Origin of the sequence: Rhizobium sp. RHZ01 (genome assembly GCF_014851595.1) — a bacterium.
GTDB classification, from domain to species: domain Bacteria; phylum Pseudomonadota; class Alphaproteobacteria; order Rhizobiales; family Rhizobiaceae; genus Rhizobium; species Rhizobium altiplani.
In genome coordinates this window covers 134,305-153,949 of record NZ_JACUZZ010000007.1, presented here as the reverse complement: position 1 = coordinate 153,949, position 19,645 = coordinate 134,305, and the positions used below count along the sequence as shown (strand labels likewise).

Annotated in this window: 15 protein-coding genes; 9 read left to right on the top strand and 6 right to left on the bottom strand. The window is 60.9% G+C overall.

The genetic code is table 11. The features are described 5' to 3' along the window. Positions 1-14 precede the first annotated feature (14 nt). Complete coding sequence (locus IB248_RS10400) at positions 15-1,745, top strand: succinoglycan biosynthesis protein (protein ID WP_192240776.1); 1,731 nt, start codon at positions 15-17, stop codon at positions 1,743-1,745. Between the two features lie 117 nt (positions 1,746-1,862). After that, entirely contained in the window at positions 1,863-2,762 is a 900-nt protein-coding gene (gene folD, locus IB248_RS10395) for a bifunctional methylenetetrahydrofolate dehydrogenase/methenyltetrahydrofolate cyclohydrolase FolD (RefSeq protein ID WP_169681202.1), read from the top strand. On the opposite strand, the gene IB248_RS10390 is transcribed toward folD, so the two are convergent. Beyond that, the gene (locus IB248_RS10390; RefSeq protein ID WP_169681204.1) at positions 2,741-3,787 is read right to left on the bottom strand and encodes a substrate-binding domain-containing protein; all 1,047 of its coding nucleotides are present in this window, start codon (positions 3,785-3,787) and stop codon (positions 2,741-2,743) included. The genes folD and IB248_RS10390 overlap by 22 nt on opposite strands. 286 nt (positions 3,788-4,073) lie before the next feature. Between IB248_RS10390 and IB248_RS10385 the strand changes: the two genes are divergently transcribed. From IB248_RS10385 to IB248_RS10360, 6 genes are all read left to right on the top strand, one after another. Further along, positions 4,074-5,438: an ABC transporter substrate-binding protein gene (locus IB248_RS10385; RefSeq protein WP_169681206.1), complete on the top strand. Its 1,365-nt coding sequence runs from the start codon at positions 4,074-4,076 to the stop codon at positions 5,436-5,438. Between the two features lie 164 nt (positions 5,439-5,602). Then, positions 5,603-6,616: a sugar ABC transporter permease gene (locus tag IB248_RS10380; RefSeq protein WP_018856820.1), complete on the top strand. Its 1,014-nt coding sequence runs from the start codon at positions 5,603-5,605 to the stop codon at positions 6,614-6,616. Between the two features lies 1 nt (position 6,617). Further along, positions 6,618-7,781 carry a carbohydrate ABC transporter permease gene (locus tag IB248_RS10375; RefSeq protein ID WP_018856821.1) on the top strand — a complete coding sequence of 388 codons (1,164 nt, stop codon included), beginning with the start codon at positions 6,618-6,620 and terminating at the stop codon, positions 7,779-7,781. Positions 7,782-7,807: 26 nt separating this feature from the next. Continuing rightward, positions 7,808-9,460 (top strand): alpha-glucosidase family protein, encoded by a 1,653-nt coding sequence (locus tag IB248_RS10370; RefSeq protein WP_169681208.1) that lies wholly within the window; start codon positions 7,808-7,810, stop codon positions 9,458-9,460. Positions 9,461-9,481: 21 nt separating this feature from the next. After that, positions 9,482-10,573, top strand: a complete 1,092-nt coding sequence (ugpC, locus tag IB248_RS10365; protein WP_018856823.1) for a sn-glycerol-3-phosphate ABC transporter ATP-binding protein UgpC — start codon at positions 9,482-9,484, stop codon at positions 10,571-10,573. 269 nt (positions 10,574-10,842) lie between these two features. Beyond that, the gene (locus IB248_RS10360; RefSeq protein WP_018856824.1) at positions 10,843-11,196 is read left to right on the top strand and encodes a hypothetical protein; all 354 of its coding nucleotides are present in this window, start codon (positions 10,843-10,845) and stop codon (positions 11,194-11,196) included. Positions 11,197-11,269: 73 nt separating this feature from the next. On the opposite strand, the gene edd is transcribed toward IB248_RS10360, so the two are convergent. From edd to IB248_RS10335, 5 genes are all read right to left on the bottom strand, one after another. Next, positions 11,270-13,090 (bottom strand): phosphogluconate dehydratase, encoded by a 1,821-nt coding sequence (gene edd, locus IB248_RS10355; protein WP_018856825.1) that lies wholly within the window; start codon positions 13,088-13,090, stop codon positions 11,270-11,272. Between the two features lie 60 nt (positions 13,091-13,150). Continuing rightward, a complete protein-coding gene (pgl, locus tag IB248_RS10350) occupies positions 13,151-13,849 on the bottom strand; it encodes a 6-phosphogluconolactonase (RefSeq protein ID WP_112649568.1) in 699 nt (232 codons plus the stop codon). An 11-nt stretch (positions 13,850-13,860) separates the two neighbouring features. Beyond that, a complete protein-coding gene (gene zwf, locus IB248_RS10345) occupies positions 13,861-15,336 on the bottom strand; it encodes a glucose-6-phosphate dehydrogenase (protein WP_192240775.1) in 1,476 nt (491 codons plus the stop codon). 133 nt (positions 15,337-15,469) lie between these two features. Next, complete coding sequence (locus IB248_RS10340) at positions 15,470-16,768, bottom strand: FAD-binding oxidoreductase (protein ID WP_018856828.1); 1,299 nt, start codon at positions 16,766-16,768, stop codon at positions 15,470-15,472. Positions 16,769-16,781: 13 nt separating this feature from the next. Next, positions 16,782-18,218, bottom strand: a complete 1,437-nt coding sequence (locus tag IB248_RS10335; RefSeq protein ID WP_025659508.1) for a glutamine synthetase family protein — start codon at positions 18,216-18,218, stop codon at positions 16,782-16,784. 125 nt (positions 18,219-18,343) lie between these two features. On the opposite strand from IB248_RS10335, the gene IB248_RS10330 reads away from it, so the two are divergent. Then, positions 18,344-19,525 carry an NAD(P)/FAD-dependent oxidoreductase gene (locus IB248_RS10330; protein ID WP_025659507.1) on the top strand — a complete coding sequence of 394 codons (1,182 nt, stop codon included), beginning with the start codon at positions 18,344-18,346 and terminating at the stop codon, positions 19,523-19,525. The last annotated feature ends 120 nt before the right edge of the window (positions 19,526-19,645 follow it).

The following is a 19,645-nucleotide window of genomic DNA, read 5'->3' as shown; positions in this document are numbered from 1 at the left end:
CATGAGATCTGGCGATGTACGACAACAACCCGAGAAGCCAAGCCTTCCGCCGACCTGTGGCGGTCGAGGGCGAGCGTGTGGCGATGCCATCCAAAACTGCGGCCGCGATGCCGGCTGCGGAGGCAGAATTGCTCGGGGTGATCGAGCGTGCGCTCGAGCGGCAGCGGGCCAGCCGTGATGCGGAGGCGCCGCCGCCGCTTGTCAGCCGCATCGAAACGATCCTGGGCAAGCGGCTCGAGGCTGCGAACGATGCAGCGGCTGCCGCGATCGATCCGTCCTCTGTTGTGCCTTCGGAAGTTACATGCGCCACAGAAGCGACAGCGACCCCGAACGTGGCCACGCTGCCTACCGAACACAGTGCACCGAAATCGCAGCGTCTGAAGCCACTTGCGATAGTTGCTCTCATCTCCGCATTGGGCGCGGCGAGCGGTGCCCTGATCCCGGCCGAAACGGCGCGCTATAGCGCTGACGCTGTGTTCGCTGTCCAAGGTGACGGCGAAGGCCGTGCGGCCGTCGCTAAAGCGGCCGAGAAGACGCTTCGGTCTTCCCACGCGATCGCGGCAACGGTCGCTGCGTTGAAACTCGATCGCGATCCGGAATTTTTCGGCCTCTCCTCGGATGCGTTTGCGGTGGCTGTCGACCTGCTTTCGACCGATGGCGCTGCCGCCGATCCGCTTTCGCACGCAGAAGCATCGCTCGTTTCCGCGATCCGCACCACGAGCGACCCTCACGCCGGCACCATCGATTTCAAGGTGACGACCGGCAGCGCCGAGAAATCCGCGCGCATTGCGAACTACCTGGCGTCTGTCGTGACAGGCTCAGGAACCACAAAGGCCGCGGCCGAAGACGGGTCGCTGAAGAAGGCGGCCGACGCGGCGCAACTCGATCTTACGGCCTTCACGCAGAAAAGTGGCGAAGGCAACGTGAAGGTTGCCATCGATCTGCAGCGGCAGATCGGGAGCATGGACGCGGAACTGAAGGCAGGGGACGAGCGAATTGCTGCTGCCCAGGAAAGGGCCCGTCGTCTGAAGGCGGCGAAGGTTGGCGATGTCATTGCCGGTACGCTGGATGCGGACCTCATGTCGCCGACGCTCGTCGATCGCCGCGACAAGTATGTGGCGGCACAACTGTCTCTTTCACAGCTGTCGGCCAATCTCGGTCCCCGCCATCCCCGCTTGCAAGCTCAGCAGGCAGAGGTCGACGGCTTGAAAGCAGCGATCGGTGACGACATCGCCCGGCTGCTCCGCGAAACGACCGACGAGATGAAGCAGGCGACAGTCGAGAAGCGGCAGCTAAGCGACAGTCGCAATTCACTGGTTGCGCAAAGCAAGGATACGGGTGTCGACCTGGCGAAACTCGCCGAGCTTCGCGACAAGGCGATTGCGGCACGCCAGCGCCTTGAGGATGCGATCACGACCGGAGCGGTGACGCCTGGTGCCGGCAGCCTGCGACTGCAGAAGGCGGTGCAGGTCGCCGCAGTGCCGGCGGAGGAGGGCTGGCTCCCCACGTTGCTCGGTGCCTTTGCTGGCCTCGCATTTGGTCTTGCGACAGTGTCTTTCAAAGCGCGCGCCAGGTTCACGGCGTCCGCAAGGAAGGAACCGTCGCTGCCCACTCCCGCCCCGAAGCCGGTTGTCGTCGCGCCATCGGCAGCTGAGCCTGCCGCGATGCCGCAGGAAGTGGACATTATACGCGCGGAGCTCGCCGCCATGCGCGACAGGTTGCGTACCCGGCAGGCGGCATCCTGACCAGCTGCGACACGATTGTTCTTGCATTTGCCATTTTAGGCAGGATAGGGCGTGGACAGGCAAATCGCGCTGGGCGCCACCGGCTACAATGGGCGAAAGCAAGGGCAGGAGATAGTCTTGACGACAGTGATTGATGGCAAACAGGTCGCAGCTTCCGTAATCGAAACGGTGAAGGCGGCGACATCGGCGCTGGACAAGCAGAGCGGTGTCAAGACGGGTCTTGCGGTCGTGATCGTTGGCAATGATCCGGCCAGCCACGCCTACGTCAACTCCAAGAGCAAGATGGCGAAGGAATGCGGCTTCAAATCCGTCCAGCACACTTTGCCTGTCGAGACCACGCAGGATGAGTTGGCGGCACTCGTCGCGTCACTGAACAACGACCCCTCGATCCACGGCATCCTTGTGCAACTGCCGCTGCCGAAGCATCTGAAATCCGAACCGATCATCCAATCGATCCTGCCGGAAAAGGATGTCGACGGTCTGCACGTCGTCAATGCCGGCAAGCTTGCGACCGGCGACCTTGAAACGGGCCTGGTATCCTGCACGCCAGCCGGCGCGATGGTCTTCGTGCGCCGCACGCACGGCGAAGATCTCTCCGGCCTGAATGCCGTCGTCATCGGCCGCTCGAACCTGTTCGGCAAGCCGATGGCGCAGTTGCTGCTGAACGCCAACGCGACGGTCACCATCGCTCACTCGCGCACCAAGGATCTGCCCGTTGTCTGCCGCAATGCGGATATTCTGGTTGCCGCCGTTGGCCGGCCGGAAATGGTCAAGAGTGATTGGGTGAAGCCCGGCGCCACGGTCATCGACGTCGGCATCAATCGCATTCTGGCTCCCGAGAAAGGTGAAGGCAAGACTCGTCTGGTCGGGGATGTCGCCTTTGAAGAGGCGGCAAGGGTCGCCGATGTCATTACGCCGGTTCCGGGTGGTGTGGGCCCGATGACCATTGCGATGCTGATGGCCAACACCGTCATTGCCGCCCATCGCACCGCCGGTCAGACACCGCCGACATTCTGATCCTGCCGTGGAGCAGGGCCCGTTGAGGCCCTGACGATCAGCTCGGTCTTCCAGAGCTCCTGCTCCGGGAAGGGCCCTTCCTGCTTGATCGTTCCGATGAGCCGTTGGGCGATGCGCACGCCTGCCGCCCGAAGCGAGGATCGTGTCGTCGTCAGCGGCACCGAGAAGTTCTCGGGCTTCAGATGTGGCAGGACGTCGTCATGCGCGATCAGCGAGATTTCCTCCCCGAGCTTCAGGCCGGCCTGGTTTACGGCGCGGATCGCGCCAAGCGCCAACACCGTACTGGAGCAGAGGATGGCCGTCGGCCGCTCCGGTATCTGCAGAAAGCGCTCCATTGCGGTCTGGCCAAGCTCGTCCGTCATTAATGTGTGGCTCATGTGATCGTCCGGAAGCGACAATCCCCGCTCTGAAAGTGCGGCAATCATTCCGTTCTTGCGACGGATCGCAAAGTCGAGATGCTCCGGCCCGTTGAGCAGGGCAAAGCGCGTATGGCCGAGCTGAAGCAGCAGGCGCGCGGCATCGTAGAAAGCGCCTTCATTGTCGATGTCGAGGTAGGGATAGTCCGGCTCGGAGCCGAAGGAGCGGCCATGCACGAGGAAGGGCATCGAAAGCGACTTCAGCATCGGTAGTCGCGGATCATGGCCGCGCATATAGGCGACGAACAGCGCATCGACATTGCCGCTGATCGCAAGCCGCCTCAGCGCGCCCACTTCGTCGTTGGGATCGGCCGGCATGATCACGAAATGAAAGTCGTGGCGCACGGCCTCCTCGCCGAGGCCCGTCAGGAATTCGCCGAAATGGACGTCCGAATAGTGGTCGGGAGCGGTTGGCATTACGAGGCCGATGGAACCGGCCTTGCCGGTCGCAAGCCGCTGGGCCGCCTTGTTCGGACGGTATCCGGTTTCCTTGACGGCCTGCAGCACGCGCTCGCGCGTCGCCTCATTGACTTCGGGGTAGCCGTTCAATGCGCGGCTTACCGTCGTCTGCGACAGTCCAAGCAATTCCGATAGCTGTTTGAGATTCACGTGTTATGCTTCCTCCGCTCGCACTGGCCGCCAGCTCCAAATGGCATCCAAAGCGCTTTCAATTATGTAGCAGCTGCACCGCTTGACTCAAGCAAAATCGCGCCATATTCCCAAGGGTGTGGCGTCGGTACTTCGGGGATAACAGGGCCGCGTCTGCTGCCCTTTTTGCGAAATAGCTTGACTCTTTTCCATCGAAAGTGAAATGAGTGCATTTGTCAAAGCGCTTTGGAACGGCATCCAAATAGTTTCAAAAGTGCGGTTGGGATTGTGATGGGAGGTTGATCACATGAGAAAGACGTTTTTGATGGGCGTTGCCGCGGCGGCGCTTCTTGCTGCGGGTGCCGCGTCGGCTGCCGATCTGAAGTTTGCCCCCGGGCAGGATTCGAAGTTCAACTGGAAGAGCTACGACGACTTCAAGGCTGCTCATGCCGACCTGAAGGGCGAGCAGATGACCATCTTCGGGCCATGGCGCGGTGAAGACGAAGCCTTCTTCCGCAGCATTCTGGCCTATTTCACCGAAGCGACCGGCGTGGACGCCAAGTACTCGTCTTCGGAAAACTATGAACAGCAGATCGTCATCGACACGCAGGCTGGCTCGCCGCCGAACATCGCGATCCTGCCGCAGCCGGGCCTTCTCGCCGACCTCGCCGGCAAGGGCTTCCTGACGCCGCTCGGCGATGAGACCTCTGCTTGGGTCAAGGAAAACTATGGCGCCGGCGACAGCTGGGTTGGCTATGGCACCTACAAGGGCAAGGACGGCAAGGAAGCCTTCTACGCCTTCCCATACAAGGCCGACGTGAAGTCGCTTGTCTGGTATGTGCCGGAGAATTTCAAGGAAGCAGGCTACAAGGTCCCGACGACCATGGAAGAGCTCCATGCCCTGACCGACCAGATCGTCAAGGACGGCGGCGTGCCGTGGTGCATCGGCCTCGGCTCCGGTGGTGCGACCGGCTGGCCGGCAACGGACTGGATCGAAGACATCATGCTGCGCCAGCAGAAGCCTGATGTTTACGACAAGTGGACGACCAACGAAGTGAAGTTCACCGATCCGGCCGTCGTTGCCGCGATCGAGGAATTCGGCTCCTTCGCCAAGAACGAGAAGTATGTCAGCGGTGGCGTTGCAGCCGTAGCTGCGACCGACTTCCGCGACAGCCCGAAGGGTCTCTTCGGCGTGCCGCCGAAGTGCTATCTGCATCACCAGGCTTCATTCATTCCGTCCTTCTTCCCAGAAGGCACGAAGCTCGGTCAGGATGCCGACTTCTTCTATATGCCGACCTATGCGGCGCATGCCGATCTCGGCAAGCCGGTTCTGGGCGCTGGTACGCTCGTAACCGTCACGAAGGACTCCAAGGCCGCCCGGGCGTTCGTTGAATTCCTGAAGACGCCGATCGCACACGAAGTCTGGATGGCGCAGTCCAGCTTCCTGACGCCGTACAAGGGCGTCAACACGGCAGCCTATGCAAACGATCAGATGAAGCGGGAAGGCGAGATCCTGACGACTGCGACGACTTTCCGCTTCGATGGTTCCGACCTGATGCCTGGCAAGATCGGCGCGGGCGCATTCTGGACAGGCATGGTCGATTTCGTTGGTGGCAAGTCTGCGGAAGACACCGCCAAGCAAATTCAGGGTGCCTGGGACGCGATCAAGTGACATCGCCTGAGTTCCATGCCGTCGGTTGCGGCGGCATGGTTGAAATACATGGCCGGATACTGGGAGTGTCCGGCCACTGTCGCCTGTCGCGTCGAGCGATGGCGGCGTGACGACATCGGCGCGCATACCCGTCAGGACAGACAGGGTAGCAGGGGGAGGGACGAATGCTGTCGCAGATAGTTTCCGCTTTGGGGGTCGTGGTCGTGGCGGTCTTCGCCTGCTCGGCCTACTTCTATTTTTCCAACAAGATCCTGGATTGGTCCCTGCCGGTGAAGGATGGTGACATTCATTCCGCAGCGCGCAACCTGAATCGCCGGGCGATGATCCGCCCGTGGCTGTTCATCGGGCCGGCCCTTCTCCTCCTTGTCGTCTACCTCGTTTATCCCGTGGTCGCGACGCTGATCCTGTCCTTCTATGACCGCTCCGGTGAGCAGTTTGTCGGCTTTGCGAACTATCAGTGGGCTTTCACCGACCGCGAATTCCGCCAGTCGATCTTCAACAACATCCTGTGGCTGGCGGTCGTGCCGGCGGCCTGCACCTTCTTCGGCCTCGTCATCGCCGTGATGACCGACCGCATCTGGTGGGGCAATATCGCCAAGAGCATCGTCTTCATGCCGATGGCGATCTCTTTCGTCGGCGCATCGGTTATCTGGAAGTTCATCTACGAATACCGCGGCGGCAACGATGTGCAGATCGGCCTCCTCAACGCGATCGTCCAGCTGTTCGGCGGGACGCCTCAGGTATGGATCTCGGTTCCCTTCTGGAACAACTTTTTCCTGATGATCATCCTCATCTGGATTCAGACCGGTTTTGCGATGGTAATCCTGTCCGCGGCGCTCCGCGGCATCCCTGAGGAAACCATTGAAGCCGCCGTCATCGATGGCGCAAACGGCTGGCAGATCTTCTGGCGCATCATGGTGCCGCAGGTCTGGGGTACGATCGCCGTTGTCTGGACCACGATTACCATTCTCGTGCTCAAGGTCTTCGACATCGTGCTGACCATGACCAACGGTCAATGGAATACGATGGTGCTCGCCAACCTGATGTTCAACTGGCTGTTCCGAGGCGGTGGTGACTCCGGCCGAAGTGCTGTTATCGCGCTGATCATCATGCTGGCCGTGACGCCGATCATGGTCTGGAACGTCCGTCGCGCCAATCGCGAGCTGGGAGGCCACTGAGATGACGCTTACCCGAGATTTCTTCAAGATCGGCCCCGCCCGTCTCTTTGTCCACTTTGCGGTCCTGGTGATCGTCGTTCTGTGGCTGATCCCGACGCTCGGTATCTTTGTCAGCGCGTTGCGCGACAAGGACCAGCTCGTCGTCTCCGGCTGGTGGACGGCCTTTGCGGGCTCGTCACGCACCGTTGCCGTGCGCCTTGGACAGCCCGACCAGCAGAAGCAGGAAGGCGCCATTTACGTCATTTCGGGCAATGTGCTGGAAGGACAGCAGGGGCGCTCCATCCGCGCTTTCGGCACGCGCGTCCAGCAGCCGTCCGCCTACAAGGCGGGCGAGACGGCTGATCTCGGCGACGGCGTGTCGCTCACCGTCGCAGCCGACGGCAACTATCGCTATATGAAGTATGCCGCCTTCGGACCGGATGACGGCGGCCGCCGTGTCTATATTTCCGTCGCCACGCCGCCGGAATTCACGCTGCAGAACTACAAGAACGTTCTGACCAGCGAGGGTATCGGGCAGTCCTTCATCAACTCGCTGACTGTCACCATCCCGGCGACGATCATCCCGATCCTGATCGCCGCCTTCGCGGCCTACGCGCTGAGCTGGATGGAGTTTCCGGGGCGCGCGTTGTTGATCGCGCTTGTTGTCGGCCTTATCGTCGTGCCGCTGCAGATGTCGCTCATTCCGCTTCTGCGACTTTACAACGGCATCGGCGCACTGCTCGACGCTCCGTCGAAGACCTATCCCGGCATCTGGTTCGCGCACACTGCCTTCGGCATGCCGCTCGCAATCTATCTGCTGCGCGCGTACATCGCCGGTCTCCCGAGGGAAATTATTGAGTCCGCCCGCGTCGACGGCGCCAGCGATTTTGAAATCTTTACCCGTATCGTACTGCCCTTGTCCTTCCCCGCGCTCGCATCCTTTGCGATCTTCCAGTTCCTGTGGGTGTGGAACGACCTGCTTGTCGCCATGGTCTTCCTCGGCACCGACAGGGACCACCTCGTGCTGACAGGCGCGCTGAACGCGCTGCTCGGGTCACGGGGTGGCAACTGGGAAATCCTGACGGCCTCGGCCTTCGTCACCATTGTCGTACCTCTGCTCGTGTTCTTCGGCTTGCAGCGCTATCTGGTGCGTGGTCTGCTCGCGGGCTCGGTCAAGGGCGGTTAGCAACCCAAGACGATCGAACAGGAAACATGAGCATGGCATCCCAATCCATTTTGACGGCCGACAAGGACTGGTGGCGCGGCGCGGTGATCTATCAGATCTATCCGCGCTCCTACCAGGACTCCAATGGCGACGGCATCGGCGATTTGAAGGGGATCACCGCCCGGCTGCCGCATGTCGCCGCCCTCGGCGCCGACGCGATCTGGATCTCGCCTTTCTTCACTTCGCCAATGCGCGATTTCGGCTACGATGTCTCCGACTACGAGAACGTCGATGCCATTTTCGGCACGCTGGTGGATTTCGACACGCTGATTTCAGAGGCCCATCGCCTCGGCATTCGCGTGATGATCGACCTCGTCATCTCGCACAGCTCGGACCAGCATCCCTGGTTCGTCGAGAGCCGATCCAGCAAGACCAACGCGAAGGCCGACTGGTATGTCTGGGCTGATGCCAAGCCTGATGGCACGCCGCCGAACAACTGGCTGTCGATTTTCGGCGGTTCCGCATGGGCGTGGGATCCGACGCGCATGCAGTACTACATGCACAACTTCCTGACCTCGCAGCCGGACATGAACCTGCACAATCCCGAGGTTCAGGACCGGTTGCTTGATGTCGTCCGCTTCTGGCTGAAGCGCGGCGTCGATGGCTTCCGCCTCGATACGATCAACTTCTACTTCCACGACAGGGAACTGCGCGACAATCCGGCGCTCGCCCCCGAGCGCCGCAACGCTTCAACCGCTCCGGCGGTCAATCCCTATAACTTCCAGGAGCACCTTTACGACAAGAACCGGCCGGAGAACCTGGAGTTCCTGAAGCGGTTCCGCGCCGTGCTCGAGGAGTTTCCGGCGATTGCTGCCGTCGGCGAGGTGGGCGACAGTCAACGCGGTCTTGAGATCGTCGGCGAATACACGTCAGGCAATGACAAGATGCATATGTGCTATGCCTTCGAGTTCCTGGCGCCCGACCCCTTGTCGCCCGAACGCGTCGAGGAGGTGATGGAAGACTTCGCGGCCGCGGCACCCGATGGCTGGGCCTGCTGGGCGTTTTCCAACCACGATGTCATGCGCCATGTCAGCCGCTGGGGCTCGCTGGTCGCCGATCACGATGCATTCGCCAAGCAGTATGCGTCGCTCCTGATGACGATGCGCGGTTCCGTCTGCCTCTACCAGGGCGAGGAACTCGGCCTGACCGAGGCCGATCTCGCCTATCAGGACCTGCAGGATCCCTACGGCATCCAGTTCTGGCCGGAATTCAAGGGCCGTGATGGTTGCCGCACGCCGATGGTTTGGGATAGCCAGGTCGCCCAGGGCGGCTTCTCGACCGTCAAGCCGTGGCTGCCGGTTCCTGTCGAACACATCCTGCGCGCCGTCAGCGTCCAGCAGGGCGACGAGAACTCGGTCCTCGAGCACTATCGCCGCTTCCTCGCCTTCCGCAAGCTGCATCCGGCCTTTGCCAAGGGCGAGATCGAGTTCATGGAACCGCAGGAGGACGTGCTGATTTTCGTGCGCGAGTACGGCAACGAAAAGCTGCTTTGCGTCTTCAACATAAGCGCTACCGAAAGTGCCGTCGTTTTGCCTGCCGGTGACTGGCAGGCGTTGACGGGCCACGGCTTCGTCAGCAATAACTACGGTGAGAAGATCGATATTCCGGCATGGGGAGCGTACTTCGCTCGTCTCGCCTGACGACTTGAGGAGGAGGATTTAATGACTGGACTGACGCTCAAGGATATTCGCAAATCCTACGGTTCCGTGGACGTTCTCCACGGCATCGATCTGGAGATCAAGGAGGGCGAGTTCGTTGTGTTCGTCGGTCCTTCGGGCTGCGGAAAATCCACCCTGCTGCGCATGATTGCCGGCCTGGAGAACATTACCGGTGGCGACATGTATATCGATGGCCAGCTGGTCAACGATGTGCCGCCGTCGAAGCGCGGCATCGCCATGGTGTTCCAGTCCTATGCGCTCTATCCGCACATGACGGTCTACGACAACATGGCGTTCGGCATGAAGATCGCCGGCGAAAACAAGCAGGAGATCGATCGCCGTGTTCGTGCGGCGGCCGACAGTCTTCAACTCGGCAAATATCTCGATCGCCTGCCGAAAGCGCTCTCCGGTGGTCAGCGCCAGCGTGTTGCCATCGGCCGCGCCATTTGCCGCAATCCGAAGGTCTTCCTCTTCGACGAGCCACTGTCGAACCTCGACGCAGCTCTCCGTGTCGCGACCCGCATCGAGATCGCCCGCCTGAGCGAGCAGATGGCCGGCACGACAATGATCTACGTCACGCACGACCAGGTCGAGGCGATGACACTTGCCGACCGCATCGTCGTTCTTTCCGCCGGCAACATCGAGCAGGTGGGCGCACCGCTGGAGCTCTACGAGCGTCCGGCCAATCTCTTCGTCGCCAAGTTCATCGGCTCTCCGGCCATGAACGTCATTCCGTCGACGATTACCGAGGCTGGCAACTCAACGACGGTGACGCTGACCGGCGGCAAGTCCGTAACGCTGGACATTCCGACGGCGGGCTCTGAGAAGGGCAAGACCGCGAGCTTCGGCGTTCGCCCCGAGGATCTACGCATCGCCGGTGCCGGCGACGACTACCTCTTCGAGGGCGAAGTCTCGATCGTCGAAGCGCTCGGCGAAGTGACACTGCTCTACATCGAGGGTCTCGTTCCGGGCGAGCCGATCATCGTCAAGCTGCCTGGCATTTACGATATCAAGAAGGGCCAGAAGATGCACTTCTCGGCCGACCGCTCCAAGCTGCATCTTTTCGATGCGGAAGGGCGCACGTATCGTAAATAAAGTTGCCTCGTTGCGAACGAGAAAAATCAGGCCCGGGGACCGCGATGTGTTGCCCGGGCTTTGTTATGTATTTGATCGAAAACGGGTTTATTCTTGCAGGTTCGCTGCGGCGTTCAGTGTGTATAGCGTGCCGGATCGAAACTACTCTCACCTTCTGTTAAACATCGCCAGCTAGTATTTCCTCATTGAATATCGAAGGGAATACGGCGGTGGCAGCATCGAATCCAATGCCTTCCGGGCAGCACTTTCTAAATAAGGAGGAATCCTTCATGTACGACCGCGAAGTGCGGTTCAAAATGGAGGATACGATGAATGCCGCACGCATCGAATATACTGAGAAGGGCGTCATGCACATGGCGTCCCGGCGTTGCGATATCATTCGCATTTCGAAGAGCACGGCCGTCCTCGCGCTCCTCACCCAGTACGCCCTTCCGAAGCAGTTCTATCTCGATATCCCGGATGCACGCATCACCAAGATCGGCTGCATGCTAACGCGGGTGAATGCCAACAACACGATCGAAGTTCGCTTTCTGCGCATGCTAAATGATAAGGAACTCAACAAGATCTTCGTCTACAGCACACACCCGGCACACCGCGATCGCGTGCTCGACATCCGCGGCTGATTTCGCCAAGCATCAAAAGCAAAGCCCGCGAGTTTCCTCGCGGGCTTCGTTGTTTCTAGAGCGGGCTATTGCCTCAATGGAAGAGGACGCTGGCCCCGCGATCCGAAGGACCGACGGCGCGGCGGAAGGGCGAAAACAGCTCGCGGCCCATGCCGAATTCGTTCTCGGAAAGATCGGCAACCACGGACTCGCGTTCCGCCAGATCGGCAGCATCGACCAGAACCTCCAGCGTGCCGGCGATCGCGTCGAGGCGAATGATGTCGCCGTCCTTGATGCGAGCGATCGGACCACCATCGACAGCCTCCGGCGTCACGTGGATTGCAGCCGGAACCTTGCCCGAAGCGCCGGACATACGGCCGTCGGTCAGAAGTGCCACGCGGAAGCCGCGATCCTGCAGCACGCCGAGTGGCGGCGTCAGCTTGTGCAGTTCCGGCATGCCATTCGCCTTCGGTCCCTGGAAGCGAACGACGGCGATAAAGTCCTTGTTGAGCTTGCCTTCCTTGAAAGCGTCCTGCAGTTCCTGCTGGCTGTGGAAGACGATGGCCGGCGCTTCGATGACGTGGCGGTCCGGCTTGACTGCAGAGATCTTGATGACGGCCTTGCCGATATTGCCGCGAAGCATTTTCAGGCCGCCATTGGCCTGGAAGGGGGTTTCGATATTGGCAAGCACCTTCGGGTCGACACTCTTTTCCGGTGCCGGTTCGCGCACGATCGTGCCGTCGTCACCGAGGCGGGGATCGATCGTGTAAGCCTGCAGGCCATGGCCGAAGACCGTACGAACGTCGTCATGCACCATGCCGTGCTTGAGCAGCTCCTTGATAAGGAAGCCCATGCCGCCGGCGGCGTGGAAGTGGTTCACGTCGGCAAGGCCGTTCGGATAAACGCGCGCCAGCAGCGGCACGATCTCGGATAGCTCGGCAATATCCTGCCAGGTCAGCTGGATGCCTGCTGCCCGCGCCATGGCGACGAGGTGTAGCGTGTGGTTCGTCGAGCCGCCGGTCGCGTGCAGGCCGACGACGCCGTTGACGATAGAGCGCTCATCGATCATCTCACCGGCCGGCGTGTATTCGTTGCCCTGGGCCGTAATCGCCAACGCACGCTTGGCAGCTTCGCGTGTGAAGGCTTCGCGCAGCGGAGTGCCTGGATTGATGAAGGAGGAGCCGGGCATATGGAAGCCCATAATCTCCATCAGCATCTGGTTCGAATTCGCCGTGCCGTAGAAGGTGCAGGTGCCCGGACCGTGGTAGGACTTCGACTCTGCTTCCAGCAGTTCGGCGCGGCCGACCTTGCCTTCGGCATAAAGCTGGCGCACGCGTGACTTCTCGTCGTTCGGCAGGCCCGACGTCATCGGACCGGCCGGCACGAAGATCGCCGGCAGATGCCCGAAGGAGAGGGCGGCGATGACAAGGCCGGGCACGATCTTGTCGCAGACGCCGAGGAAAAGCGCGGCATCGAACATATTGTGGGAGAGGCCCACGCCGGCAGCCATGGCGATCAGGTCGCGCGAGAACAAGGAAAGCTCCATTCCCGGCTGCCCCTGGGTGACGCCATCGCACATGGCAGGAACACCGCCGGCGACCTGCGCGATGCCCCCGGCTTCCGCTGCCGCCTCGCGGATGATCGCCGGATAATGCTCGAAGGGCTGGTGCGCGGAGAGCATGTCGTTGTAGGAAGTGATGATGCCGAGGTTTGGCACGCGGTCGCCTGCAAGCGCGTCCTTCTCGGCGGGGGAACAGACCGCAAAGCCGTGCGCGAGGTTGGCGCAACCGAGAACCGAGCGGCTTACACCCTTGGAGGTCGCATTGCGCAGGCGCTCCAGATAAAGTCCGCGTGTCGGCTTCGATCGTTCGACGATGCGGGAGGTGATCGCAGAAATGCGTGCATTAGCGGACATGGGAGGTATCCTGCCTTGTTTGCTCTTCAGTTTTTCGTTCGCGGCTATCTGCCCGAAGGCTTATGGAGCCCAGTAGATTTCGACGGGGCTCGCCGCCCGCCGCAAAATGGCGCGGATCGGCATCTCTGCCTCGTCGCCGGCGCTCTGTGCTTTCGTCAGGACGTCCTTCTTGCTCTCGCCTTCGATGTGAAGCACGAGCAGCTTTGCATCCTGAAGGCTGGAGAAGGTGAAGGTGAGCCGCGGCTCGCCCGCGCCCTCCGCCTCCATGGTGATGATACCACGCGGCGTGTTGGGGTCGAGCGCGACCTTCAGATTGCTGCCGCGCGGAAAGAACGAGGCGGTATGGCCGTCGCCGCCCATTCCGAGGATCGCCACATCGAAGGGATTGCCGATCGTGGCCGTCGCGCTCGTCGCAAGCCTCGCAGCCTCCTCGACCGAGCCTGCTGCCTGGTAGAGCGGCAGGAAGTTTGCAGCCTTCGCCTTGTTCCGCAGGAGGTTTTCGGCCACCAGCAGATGGTTCGAGCGCGGATTGTTCGCCGCTACGAAGCGTTCGTCGACGAGTGTGATGGTCACTTTGGTCCAGTCGAGATCGCGGGCCGAAAGCTCTTGGAAAAACAGTTTCGGCGTCGAGCCGCCGGAAACGGCAAAGGTTGCAGCTCCCCGTGCGTCGATTGCCGCGGAAAGCGACGCAGCGACTTTGTCGGCAAGGTTGCGAGCCAGTTCCGCGCCATTGGCAAAAGCATGCATCGTCGCTGCCATCGTTCTTTATCCTACAGGTTGTCGTGCCAGGTGCGGCCGTCACGCTCGATGAGCGCGATCGACTGGCTGGGGCCCCAGGTGCCGGCGGTGTATCCCTGAACCTTCTGGCCGGTCGAATCCCAACCCTTCAAGATCGGGTCGACCCACTGCCATGCGGCCTCGACTTCGTCGCGGCGCATGAACAGCGTCTGGTTTGAACGAATGACGTCCATCAGCAGCCGTTCATAGGCGTCCGGATTGCGGACCTGGAAAGCGTCGGCAAAGCTCATGTCGAGCGAGACGTTGCGGAGGCGCATGCCGCCCGGGCCCGGATCCTTGATCATCAGCGACTGCTTGACGCCTTCATCAGGCTGCAGGCGAATGATGAGCTGGTTCTGGTTGATACGGCCGGCGGACTGGTCGAAGACCGAGTGCGGGATCGACTTGAAGGTGATGACGATTTCCGACATGCGGCCGGCAAGACGCTTGCCGGTACGGATGTAGAAGGGAACGCCAGCCCAGCGCCAGTTGCCGATTTCGGCCTTGATGGCAACGAAGGTTTCGGTGTTCGAAACGCCGCCTTCGAGCTCCTCAAGGTAACCCTTGACCGGACCACTGCTGGAAGCGCCGGCGCGATACTGGCCGCGAACGGTATTGGTCTCGACGTTCGATGCATTGATCGGCTTCAATGCGCGCAGCACCTTCAGCTTCTCGTCGCGGACGGCCTCGGAGTCCATCGAGGAGGGGACCTCCATCGCGACCAGGCAGACGAGCTGCATGATGTGGTTCTGCACCATGTCGCGCAGCGCGCCAGCGGTGTCATAATATCCGGCGCGGCCTTCGAGGCCGACCGACTCGGCAACTGTGATCTGCACGTGGTCGATATGGTTGGCGTTCCACAGCGGCTCATAGAGCGCATTGGCAAAGCGCAACGCCATCAGGTTCTGCACCGTTTCCTTGCCGAGATAGTGGTCGATGCGGAAGATCTGCTCTTCCTTGAAGACCTTGCCGATCGTGTCGTTCAGCTGCAGGGCGGAAGCAAGGTCGCGGCCGATCGGCTTTTCAACGACAATGCGCGTCGACTTGGTGATCAGCTTGTGGTCATGAATTTTCTGCGAGATGTCGCCGAAGATGCCCGGAGCAACGGCGAGGTAGAAGGCGCGCACGCGATCCTTGCTTTCGTCCAGAAGCTTCTTGAGCTGATCCCAGCCGGCATCCGAACGCGCATCCACCGGCACGTAGTACAGGCGCTGCAGGAACTTCGTAACCTCGGCCTCGTTGTATTCGCCCTTCTTGAGGTGCTCCTTCAGGGCGTCCTGGGCAAACTTGCGATATTCCTCGTTCGTCAGCGGGCTACGCGACGCGCCGATGATACGGGTCGGTTCGGAGAACTGCCCCTCGATCTGACGATGGTAAAGGGCAGGCAGCAACTTGCGTTCCGCAAGGTCGCCGCTGCCACCGAAAACGACATAATCAAAGGGTTCAACGGGGATGGTTTGGCTGCTCATGAGGATGTCTCTCAATCAGACGGGTTATTGGCTCTTTAATCTAATCGATTTAAAAAAGCCAGTGTGCGATGCAATGAATCTCTCGGAAAGAGGTTTTAGATCGAATTGCCGCGCGATGAAATCCGCAATCTGACTAAAACTTGTCGCGCAGTGCAAACCAGGAGAGCGCCAGGAAAAGCAGCGGAGCGCGCATGGCCGCACCCCCGGGAAAGGCCGGAATATCGAGCGACTTGAAAAGATCGAGATCCGCCGATTTTCCCAGAACCGCTTCGGCATAGAGCTTTCCGCAGTAATTGGCGAGCATGACACCATGACCGGAATAGCCGCCGATCGACGTCACGCCAGGCATGACCTCGCGCACGAAAGGCTGACGCGGCATGGTGATGCCGACCGAACCGCCCCAGGCATGCGTGATCTCGATGTCCCGAAGCGCCGGGTAAATCTCGGCGATCTGCCGGCGGATGTGCTGCGTTATGTCGCGCGGATTGTCGGCCGTATAGGCTTCGCGCCCGCCGAAGAGCAATCGTCCGTCCTTGGACTTGCGGAAGTAGCGCACGACAAAGCGCGAGTCGGCCACGGACTCGCCGCCCGGCAGCACCTGCGGATGCGCGTCGAGCGGCACCGTGGCGCCAATGAAGGAGCGGATAGGCATCACGTGACTTGCCGTCACCGGCTCGAGATTGCCGACATAGCCGTTGCAGGCGATCAGCGCCCTGTCGGCAGTGATCGTGCCCCTTGGCGTCTCGATCAACACCTTGCTGCTGCCATGAAGGATCGCCGAGGCCTTGGTCATCTCGAAGATCTGCGCACCGGCATTGGCGGCAACCCGGGCAAGGCCGATCAGCAGCTTCAGCGGATGGATGTGGCCCGTCCCGATGTCGCGAACGCCGCAGTGGTAGCGCGTCGAGCCGAGCCGTTCCTGCGTTTCGGCTTTGTCCATGAAGCGCACATGCGGATAGTTGTAGCGCATCGCCGCGATCTCGGCGTTTTCGTAGTAGTCGGCCCTGTAGCTCGGCTTGTGTGCAACGTTCATCTGCCCCGGCATGTAGTCCATGTCGATCTGATAGTCGGTCGCGAAATCCATGAGATGGTGCTTGGCCGCCTCGGCGAGATCGAACAGCGCGCGCGAACGCTCGTAGCCGATCTTTTCCTCAAGCTCTTCCGGCCACCAGCGTTGCCCGGTGCCGAGCTGGCCGCCGTTGCGCCCCGAGGCGCCGTCGCCGAACCGGCACGCCTCGATGAGAACCACCGAGACGCCGGATTTGGCGAGATTGTAGGCGGCCTGAAGGCCGGTGTAGCCGCCGCCGACGATTGCGACGTCGCATGTCTTCGAGCCGTCCATTTCCGGGTAGGTCGGCCGCTCGCCTGATGTTGCCTGATACCAGGAAATGCCGGGCGCAATCGGGCTCTGCCATCTCTCCTGCGATGTCATGATGAAGCCCTCCCTAAACATTCAGCAGAAGGAATTCGCGCTCCCAGGGGCTGATCACCTGCATGAAAGTTTCGAATTCTCCGCGCTTCACACCGGCGTAGATGCCGAGGAACTCCTTGCCGAACACTTCCTCGAAGGCTTCCTCGTCTTCCATCAACGCGACTGCTTCCAGAAGGCCGCGTGGCAGTTCGATCGAGCCCTCGTTTGCCGTATCCTCTGTTGGTGCTGTCGGCTCGATGCCCTTCATGATGCCGAGCAGGCCCGATGCGAGCGAGGCGGCGAGCGCAAGGTAAGGGTTGGCATCCGAACTCGGCAGGCGGTTTTCGACGCGCCGTGCCTGCGGATCGGATACCGGGACGCGGAACGCCGTCGTGCGGTTGTCATAACCCCAGGCATTGTTGACGGGCGCCGACATGTCAGGCGTCAGCCGCCGATAGGAGTTCACATAGGGCGCCAGCATCACCATGGAACTCGGCACGTATTTCTGCAGGCCGCCGATGAAATGGAAGAACTCACGAGAGGCGGAACCATCAGGGTTGGAGAAGATGTTCTTGCCGGTTTCCTGGTTCACGACCGACTGGTGGATGTGCATCGCCGAGCCCGGCTGTCCCTGCATCGGCTTGGCCATGAAGGTGGCATAGATGCCGTGCTTCATCGCCGCTTCGCGGATCGTGCGCTTGAACAGGAACACTTGGTCGGCAAGTTCGATCGGATTGCCGTGGCGCAGGTTGATTTCCAGCTGCGCCGGGCCTTCTTCGTGGATCAGCGTATCGATCTCGAGACCCTGCTTTTCCGAGAAATGGTAGATGTCGTCGATCAGTTCGTCGAATTCGTTGATGCCGGCGATCGAATAGCCCTGACCCCCGAGGATCGAACGGCCGGAGCGGCCCTTCGGCGGATGCAGCGGATAATCCGGGTCATCATTCTTCGCCACGAGGTAGAACTCGATCTCGGGCGCCACGATCGGCTTCCAGCCGCGATCGCCATAGAGTTTCAGCACGCGCTTCAGAACGTTTCGCGGCGTGTAGGGGACCTCTTCCCCATCCACGCTAACGATATCACAGATCACCTGCGCCGTCGGGTCGGTTTCCCAGGGGACGACCGAAAGCGTCGAAAGGTCAGGCACCAGCTTCAGGTCGCTGTCGCGCGGCTCGTAGCGGAAGCTTTCCGTCTCGTCCGGATATTCGCCGGAGATGGTGTGACGGTAGATCGCCGAAGGCAGCGCAAGCGAGGTGTTTGACGTGAACTTGGAACTCGGCATCATCTTGCCGCGCGGCACGCCGGCAAGATCCGGCGTAATGCATTCGATGTCTTCAATGCCGCGCGCCCGTAAGAACTGCGCTGCTTCCTTCCAGTTTTCCACGCCGCGCTGATGTCCGGGGTCCGGGGGTGTCTTCTTCGAGGCAGGTACGTTTCTGGCAGGCTTCAGCGTCGTCTTTTTTGGGGACATGACACACCGGTTTGCGTTGATCGTGACGGCATCATAGCTGGAGTTTGGCAATTGGCGAGGGGGAGGCACGTTGACTTTCGCCTCTTGATGGAAAAAGAAGATGCCTTTCGACAAGGGAAGTGGTTTTGCAGCGAAAAAGCGATGTGATCGTCATCGGCGCGGGCGCAGCCGGCATGATGTGCGCCATTCGCGCCGCTCAGCGCGGCCGCTCGGTCATCGTTCTCGACCATGCGAAATCGCCGGGCGAAAAGATCCGCATCTCCGGGGGGGGGCGCTGCAATTTCACCAACATTCACGCCGGCCCGAAGAGCTTCCTCTCCGCCAATCCGCATTTCTGCAAGTCGGCGCTGGCGCGCTTCACGCCTTCGGATTTTATTGCCATGGTCGATCGTCATCGGATTGCCTGGCGCGAGAAGACGCTTGGGCAGCTGTTTTGCGACGACAGCGCCAAGGACATCATCCGCATGCTTCTCGATGAGATGCAGGCTGCCGGAGCGGCGTTGCATCTGCGCACCGAGATCGCGGACGTGGAAAAGAGCGGCGAAGGCTTCCGCATCTCGACGTCGGAGGGGGCATATGAATGTCGCTCGCTGGTGATCGCGAGCGGCGGCAAGTCTATCCCGAAAATGGGTGCCACGGGCTTTGCCTATCGCATTGCTGAGCAGTTCGGCCTTCCCATGGTGGAGACGCGGCCTGGACTTGTGCCGCTGACCCTGGATCAGGCGACGCTCGAAAGCCTTTCCGACCTGTCGGGCATATCGGCGCCAGCCGAAATCCGTCACGGCAAGACAGCATTCCGCGAAGCCCTGCTGTTCACCCATCGCGGCCTCAGCGGCCCTGCGATCCTGCAAATCTCCTCCTACTGGCGCGAGGGCGAGGACATCACCGTCGACATCGAGCCCGATGTCGATCTGTTCGAACATCTGAAGGCGGCGAAAAGGGTGAATGGCCGGCAGTCCGCTCAGACGGCGCTGGCCGAGATACTCCCGAAGCGGCTGGCGCAATATCTGGCCGACCGAGAAGGCATCGTCGGCCATATGGCCGATCTTTCCGACAAGGTCCTGGCGCGTTTGGCCGAAGCGGTACAAAGCTGGAAAATCAAGCCGTCCGGCTCTGAGGGCTACAGGACTGCCGAAGTGACGCTCGGCGGCATCGATACGACGGGGCTCGACTCCCGTACCATGGCGGCGAAGAGTATTCCGGGCCTCTATTTCATCGGTGAATGTGTCGACGTGACCGGCTGGCTCGGCGGCTATAACTTCCAGTGGGCCTGGGCTTCGGGCTTCGTCGCCGGTGAATCTCTATAGGCGCGAAACTATCTGCTCGATTCAAGAGTTCTTAAGAAGGGTGCGCCATCCTGCCTCATGACGGAGTGGAAAAGCACTTCCTAAATAGAGCTTTACCAACAGGTCGTTTTGTTGGATTGT